The sequence below is a fragment of the Pseudomonas sp. 5P_3.1_Bac2 genome (assembly GCF_025465995.1).
Lineage (GTDB): Bacteria > Pseudomonadota > Gammaproteobacteria > Pseudomonadales > Pseudomonadaceae > Aquipseudomonas.
Genome location: NZ_JANLNY010000026.1, coordinates 1 through 6392, shown reverse-complemented (window position 1 = coordinate 6392; position 6392 = coordinate 1). Strand labels below are relative to the sequence as shown.

At 47.4% G+C, this 6392-nt stretch carries 9 protein-coding genes and 1 pseudogene; 2 read left to right on the top strand and 8 right to left on the bottom strand.

Annotation, left to right across the window (positions count from 1 at the left end; genetic code table 11):
• Positions 1 to 643: 643 nt before the first annotated feature.
• The gene (locus NTD81_RS16640) at positions 644 to 934 is read right to left on the bottom strand and encodes a hypothetical protein (protein ID WP_262183782.1); all 291 of its coding nucleotides are present in this window, start codon (positions 932 to 934) and stop codon (positions 644 to 646) included.
• A gap of 266 nt (positions 935 to 1200) precedes the next feature.
• On the opposite strand from NTD81_RS16640, the gene NTD81_RS16635 reads away from it, so the two are divergent.
• Entirely contained in the window at positions 1201 to 1347 is a 147-nt protein-coding gene (locus NTD81_RS16635) for a hypothetical protein (protein WP_262183781.1), read from the top strand.
• Positions 1348 to 1594: 247 nt separating this feature from the next.
• Here NTD81_RS16635 and NTD81_RS16630 read toward each other — a convergent pair whose 3' ends face one another.
• Positions 1595 to 1804 carry a hypothetical protein gene (locus NTD81_RS16630; RefSeq protein ID WP_262183780.1) on the bottom strand — a complete coding sequence of 70 codons (210 nt, stop codon included), beginning with the start codon at positions 1802 to 1804 and terminating at the stop codon, positions 1595 to 1597.
• 650 nt (positions 1805 to 2454) lie between these two features.
• On the opposite strand from NTD81_RS16630, the pseudogene NTD81_RS16625 reads away from it, so the two are divergent.
• Positions 2455 to 2652 (top strand): annotated as a pseudogene (locus NTD81_RS16625) (integrase core domain-containing protein); the annotation flags it as partial.
• Between the two features lie 329 nt (positions 2653 to 2981).
• On the opposite strand, the gene NTD81_RS16620 reads toward NTD81_RS16625, so the two are convergent.
• From NTD81_RS16620 to NTD81_RS16600, 6 genes are all read right to left on the bottom strand, one after another.
• Positions 2982 to 3332: a hypothetical protein gene (locus NTD81_RS16620; RefSeq protein ID WP_262183779.1), complete on the bottom strand. Its 351-nt coding sequence runs from the start codon at positions 3330 to 3332 to the stop codon at positions 2982 to 2984.
• A 55-nt stretch (positions 3333 to 3387) separates the two neighbouring features.
• Entirely contained in the window at positions 3388 to 3663 is a 276-nt protein-coding gene (locus NTD81_RS16615; protein WP_262183778.1) for a hypothetical protein, read from the bottom strand.
• A 30-nt stretch (positions 3664 to 3693) separates the two neighbouring features.
• The gene (locus NTD81_RS21490; RefSeq protein WP_410017173.1) at positions 3694 to 4158 is read right to left on the bottom strand and encodes a polymorphic toxin type 50 domain-containing protein; all 465 of its coding nucleotides are present in this window, start codon (positions 4156 to 4158) and stop codon (positions 3694 to 3696) included.
• Positions 4159 to 4407: 249 nt separating this feature from the next.
• Positions 4408 to 5558, bottom strand: a protein-coding gene (locus NTD81_RS16610; protein WP_262183777.1) for an IS3 family transposase whose coding sequence is annotated in 2 segments (ribosomal slippage) — positions 4408 to 5315 and positions 5315 to 5558 — 1152 coding nt in all. Because the reading frame shifts where the segments join, the coding sequence is not laid out codon by codon here.
• Between the two features lie 48 nt (positions 5559 to 5606).
• Positions 5607 to 6062: a DUF2247 family protein gene (locus NTD81_RS16605; RefSeq protein WP_262183776.1), complete on the bottom strand. Its 456-nt coding sequence runs from the start codon at positions 6060 to 6062 to the stop codon at positions 5607 to 5609.
• Between the two features lie 10 nt (positions 6063 to 6072).
• Positions 6073 to 6392: hypothetical protein (locus NTD81_RS16600; RefSeq protein ID WP_262183775.1), on the bottom strand; the 320-nt coding region annotated here is incomplete at its 5' end.

Genomic DNA, 6392 nt, shown 5'->3' with positions numbered 1-6392 from the left:
CCCCACTCCATTTTGACTTTTGCGACTGCTTCGGAGGTACCTTGCAGCAACGGCATGCACATAGGCTTCATCACCGAAGCCGATCTTGCTGGCGACCAAAGTCAGGTCTTTGCCCGCCACCGCAATCAAGTCCTCCCGCCTTTCAGCTCAGCGCTTTGATAGCTCACGACATCCTCTTGGGTGGTAGTTTTGCCTTTTTTGCCTTTGGAATACTCGTGGTCTTCATTGGCCGCGGCGACTAAGGTCAAGTTTTCCCCGGCTATGACTATAAAGCTTAAGTCTTGCTCGTTGTTACCGACCTCACACTTGCAGCATGTTGATCGGTGCTTTGTTAGCTGACTTGAACTCGACGGCATTGGATTGTGTAAATTCTGATCACGAAATAGTGACGAAACAGATTCAGCTTTATTTTATGCGTTTTGGTGTCTGCAACCGTGCATCAATCATTAGATAGGTAATTTATAAACCACACGCCCCACCTAAAATATAAACCCATTTTAATGAGCTAGTAGGGTTAGTTAATAATAAAATAAATAATTTTACCCTTCCAAATCAACATATAAAACATCTGCCTCACATGAAAGTAGATTTACCCCCTCCGCTTCGCAGCTAGATACAAAAAATAAAAACTTGCGGATTAATTTCAAAATGGTACGAAAAAAGCCAACACATAAACAACAAATGAAAAGCCCGCTAAAACAGCACGACCAGTAGGGTCATCCTCTTTTTCAAAACCACTAGGACCAATAGAAACCCGCTCGCCTATTAAATATGAAAAAACTGCCTGACCAAACCAAAGCTGTACAAGTAACACGCTAGCAAATTGATGCCACTGCCCCCAAAACCTTAAAACGCAGTTTAACATTAGACCTATTAACAAAATAGAACCAATCAGCAACCGATTTCTATACAGTAATAAACTTATATCATTCATCATATAAACACCCTGAAGCCACTTACTTAATCACCTCAAACCCCAGCTAAGAATATAGAAGTAATATTTGGTTCCGAAGACACCCTTAGCACACGCAGATTAGTCATAGATAGCTGATAATCCCGCTCAGCGAAAAACCTACCGCAGTCCTACCTCTACTGCCCTACGAGCTGGGCCTCAACCTGCGCTACGGCGAAGTCGACTTCAAAGACGACGTACTGGAACGCAGCAACGGCAAACTGCGCAGCCACTACAACGAATGGTAAGTGGGCCTAAGCAAATCCCTGCTGTCCCTCGACTTGTCCCTGAGCTACGTCGCCAGCGACCTGTCCAAAAGCGAGTGCTACAGCTACAACGACTACGACGATCTCTGCGCTGCAACAGTGGTGCTGGGGGTTAGTAAGTCGTTTTGATTCTACAAGCGGCAAGCTAAACAACTTGTCGCATTATAAAACAGCAATAAAAGCAGAACCATTGGCCGGATAATCCTACGCTGACACTCAGCACTCATTGGCCGCAACAGTTCTACATCTGGTGAAGAGTAAAAATGGGGGGACTACCCACTACCAAGGCAAGCAGCGAAGGAAGAGAGATTTTGCAGTAAGCAGATAAAACAACACCGGCACGAGGCCGGTGTTAGTAGAGCAAGCTCATCGAAAATCAACTGGATAGCTGATCCATGTCATCAAGCACCGAACCAATCCCTTGAAGTAAACCAGTTACAAATTCACGATCTGCTCCAATCCGCGTCTCAAATTCGAACACATCTACCCCATTACATATTTCATTTAAAGCCGCATTCAAGACTAAAAGCTCGTCTCGGCTAAAGCTAACATTCGCTAAATCATGCGAAGCGTTAATCGTATTCACAGTTACTACCTCAAACCATCAAAATATGCTTGCCCATTCACAGGGCGGAATGCAGTGCCGCCATCGACCGCTTTAGGGTTCCTAATAACGACTGCACCACTGACATTGTCCCAGTAAACAGTACGTCCACCACTTAGCTCACGAAATGAAGTTGGGTTATTAACGACGTTTTCAATATGCGAGGCAAACTTCTCTCGAGTGGTTATGCCCAGATCTTTGTATTCACCCTGCTGAATCACATGCTTTTCGAATGCATGGCCACCAGATATCTCTTGTCCAGTCAGCTGTCCACGAAGCTTCGCTGCATTGGCTAAGCTAGCTGCATCACCTGCGCCTTTTGCACCATTATTTTTACTTTACACCCCGCCAGCGACCACTGCCAATATAGAACCAGCTAGCTGCGCATTTTCTTGTGACACTCCCTTACTGATTAGATCCTGAGTGATACCGGCTAGTACTACTGCCCCCGTCGCATTTATGTTTTGTAGGTTATAGACAGGAAGATCCGGCTTAATAGACAGCGGCACTGAATCATTCGCATAGATTTCTTCAATCTTTAGCTGACTAGCCTTACTATCATTGACTAAGTAGTTATATTGCTGAATGCACATAGCGGTGCTTGCAGCACAAATACCGGCCAATTGATCGTCAATTGCTGGGATAACGCACCGATGGAGCGTTTTTTCAGAAGTCTAAAAACGGAGTGGATGCCAGAACATGGCTATACCAACCAAGGGCAGGCTGAGGCGGACGTGCTGCGTTACCTGACGGACTACTACAACCATCAACGACCACACAGTTACAACGGATACAAAACGCCAGTGGAAGCCGAATCACTGGCTGGATAAACCTAAACCAGTGTCCAGAATTAGTTGACCACAACAAGCACGGTCTACCACCCCGCCAGTCGCTTTTTCCCCAACTCAATAACCGGTTTTTTTCTACACTGGCCCCCAATAACCGTGAAATGGATCTTGGGGAGAAACCAATCTCCACGTTTCATTTGACACTATGCATTTGAACCATTTTTCTTCAAATCCTGGCCCCGCATAGCTTTCCTGAACAGGAGCCGGTTCTACCATTCCAGCTTTAACCTGCTCAGAGATCCAGGCAATAAATCGTTCATACTCATTCGGAGATGAAAACCCCTCTATTACGTCCCAATTACACTCATTCATTATTTTATCCAAGAAGTATCAACTTTGAAATCTTTAGGAAATAGCACCTGGTTGCCACCGCCAACCAGCCCACCTTGAGGAGCAGCTACGCCTTCAAAATACTTAGTTCCTATAGGAACTTCAATTTTTACCACATTTGTAGCAGTGTTCCCCCATTGGGGATTCAAAGCGCTGTCAATAATCGACTGAACTGGGCCTGCTGGCTTTGTCGTTGTCCAATAGCCACCTAGCTCCTGCGCAGTTCCACCATGAACACGATACAACGTGGTCGGCTGTTGAGTAACAACCTCTGAATACGTACCACTACGAAATGTATCCGCAATTCCTTTAGGTAATGGGCCTTGATTCATAGGCCCATACTCAGCAATTACCTTACTTGTTGCTTTTGCTACAACCTAATTACTCTTAAATTTCACGCCGCTTAAATACCCAAATCCCCTGATCAAGTATCGGCTCCGAGGCATCTAGCCGCAAGCACTTCACTATAACCGTCCAGTCATCCTCGTAATCAGCAATCACCTCAGTTTCAACACAGGAGGCAGACTCAAAATCATCATCATCGATTTCTCCGTCATAATAGAATCTAATATTCAGAATCAGTCCCGATACTGAAAATATAACAGCACGAAGCTTCCCTGAAACCTCACCTAACAATGCTCTTTGAATATTCAGACGGGCCATCACGATCACATCATCAAGAGAACACACTATTCACGGCCTCGCTGGCACAATGTGGATACCATCCTTAGAGTAGTGAATTATTCCATTCGCTGTAGGTGTTGCCACGCCTGCTCCATCTATATACGTCCCTATAGGCCCACCAAAATTCACCCTTTCTTTCGAGCCTGGCATGCCAACTGGAATATTACCGACCTGCTGTCCAGTTCCAGCACTTTCGGCAAGCTTGCGGGGGTCACTGCTCAAAACACTACGGCCTGGCGTGTACGAATTATGACCTGGAAAGTGCTTCTCTTGAGCACTCCATTTAACAGCGGGCACCTCTTTTGGACCATTAACTTTACCCCCCACGCCAGCGACTGCTTTGGCCAGAGCAGCGACTCCTCCGAGGAGAACAGCTTTCGCTGCCTGTGCCAACGTGAGCACTGCAACTGCAGTTTCTGCCTTACCGATGGTATCTAAACGCTTCTGGGTTAACGTTTTCGATGCCTTCACCATGAGCTGCCGTAGCCTCCAGCGCAGCCATCATGTCTTGTTCAGTGACTTGTCCCGCTCCAGGAGAACAGTCGCCTGGCCTCTTATTGCAGAAGTCAAAGGCCCCGTCTACAAAGCTTTTGGCATGTTTACGGTGCAACTCGTGATTGTACTGCGTAGCATTTTGCGCGACCCACGCCCCCTTCTCCATCTTGGCAGCGTCTGCATCTTCCTGTGATGCCGCAGCGAGCACTCTGAATAGCCCTAGGTTTTCTAGACACTCTCCAGGCTCTGGAAGTAGCGCTTTTCAAACTTTACCGGCGACAGCTGATTGTTGAAACCGTACCGGCGTTTTGGGTTGTAAAACATCTCGATGTAGTCGAACACATCAGTGCGGGCATCCTGCCTAGTGCTATAGATCTTTCGCCTGATCCGTTCGCGCTTCAGCAGTTGGAAGAAGCTTTCAGCTACCGCGTTGTCATGACAGTTTCCGCGTCGACTCATGCTGCCAAGCAAGCTGTTGGCTTTCAGGAAACTCTGCCAGTCACCGCTGCTGAATTGACTACCCTGGTCTGAATGGATCATTACTTCCTGCTTTGGCTTACGCCGCCAAACGGCCATTAACAATGCATCAATAGCCAGATCGCTGGTCATTTGCGGTTTCATTGACCAGCCAATTACCTGCCGTGAAAACAGGTCGAGCACCACCGACAAAAATAGCCAGCCCTCATAGGTGCGGATGTAGGTTATGTCAGTGACCCAGACTTTGTTGGGCTCAGTGACATTGAATCGACGCTCAAGATGATTCGGTGAAGCCACCGGCAGCTTGCCACCGTAACGTCCCGGACGCCGCCGATACCCCGTCTGCGAGCGCAGTCCCTCCTGGCGCATTAATCGAGCAACGCGATGCCTACCGCACTGTTCTCCAAGTTCACGCAGGTAATCATGGATTTTGCGGTAACCATAGACGCCACCGCTCTCTAACCAAGAGTGCTTGATCAAACACAGCAGCCGCTGATCATCCTTAGCTCGTGCCGATGTCGGCTCAGCCAGCCAGGCGCAGTAACCGCTGGCATGCACTTTCAGGGTCAAGCACAGGCGACGAACCGAACAGTCTGTGGATAGCTGACTGATGAAGGCGTACTTCAACCGCACTCCTTGGCAAAGTACGCTGGCGGCCTTTTTAGGATGTCTCGCTCTTCGGTCACACGCTTGAGTTCAGCCCGCAAACGACGTAGCTCAGCGTGTTGATCGTCCTCTTTCGCCCGCAGCTCTTGGGGCTTGCTGTAACGCTTAACCCAGGCATACAAACTGTGTGTCGACATGCCCAAACGAGCAGCTACCTCAGCTACTGGCAGACCTCGTTCGGTTACCTGCTTGACTGCTTCGATTTTGAATTCTTCGGGATAACGCGGGTTGCTCATGGCACCTCCTAGTGAGCCGTATTATGAGGCCTGGAGGTGTCTACGAAACTAGGGGCGATTCAGTAAAAACCTCTCCATTAGTCTTTCCGTAACTTGGCTCATTGCTACAAGCGGGTCAATACCATCCTGAGAGTAAATGCTGCACGAAGCCATATCTTCCGGATAATCAAAGTCCGCATAGATTTCCTGAAGCCTATTTATTTTATTTTTGTCACTATCACCCGACGCTCCAATACAAAGTAAAAAAGCCAAACGCCACTTATCCATTTCAACAACACAATTCGTCTTATCCATTTGCTTAGAGATAACTTCAAGAAGTTCTTCATCGCTTAAATATTCGCCTCCAGCAATGATGGCAACGTGCTCGCTTTCGCAACCATTTAAAAGCTGAACCATGGCATACTCAAAAATATCATCTCGCCTAATCCAGCGCTTTCTAAATCCCAAAAAAATGGTTGACCAGCAAGCCAGGCCAAAACTAATTAATACACCAAGTGGAGACATTACTCTCTCCTTATTTTTTTGGAGTCTGGTTGGGCAAGCCAGTTACCTGACCACCGGGGATAAAGCGTCGATGAGTCACGTTGCCTTCATCAACAATCCATTCAAACACCCCATCGACTCCGTTATTGCTGCCTTCAATTTGCCTTAACTCGGACACCCTAACCACCTCTCCACCTGGTCCTTTGGTTGGTATCTCAAATTTGGCCGCATCACCAGCATAGTTATCAATTATGTCATTAAACCCGTGCTGACCATCAGGAAGTTTATTTGCGCTCCCGACTCTTGGCTTTCCTATGACTGAGTTATCAATTTCTTTTTCACCCTGTTCTA

What these genes read in the sequence shown, in the direction of transcription:
- NTD81_RS16620 (WP_262183779.1), bottom strand. Translation starts at nt 3,332, where the DNA reads ATGAATCAAGGCCCATTACCTAAAGGAATTGCGGATACATTTCGTAGT.
- NTD81_RS21490 (WP_410017173.1), bottom strand. Translation starts at nt 4,158, where the DNA reads ATGGTGAAGGCATCGAAAACGTTAACCCAGAAGCGTTTAGATACCATC.
- NTD81_RS16640 (WP_262183782.1), bottom strand. Translation starts at nt 934, where the DNA reads ATGAATGATATAAGTTTATTACTGTATAGAAATCGGTTGCTGATTGGT.
- NTD81_RS16605 (WP_262183776.1), bottom strand. Translation starts at nt 6,062, where the DNA reads ATGTCTCCACTTGGTGTATTAATTAGTTTTGGCCTGGCTTGCTGGTCA.
- NTD81_RS16615 (WP_262183778.1), bottom strand. Translation starts at nt 3,663, where the DNA reads ATGGCCCGTCTGAATATTCAAAGAGCATTGTTAGGTGAGGTTTCAGGG.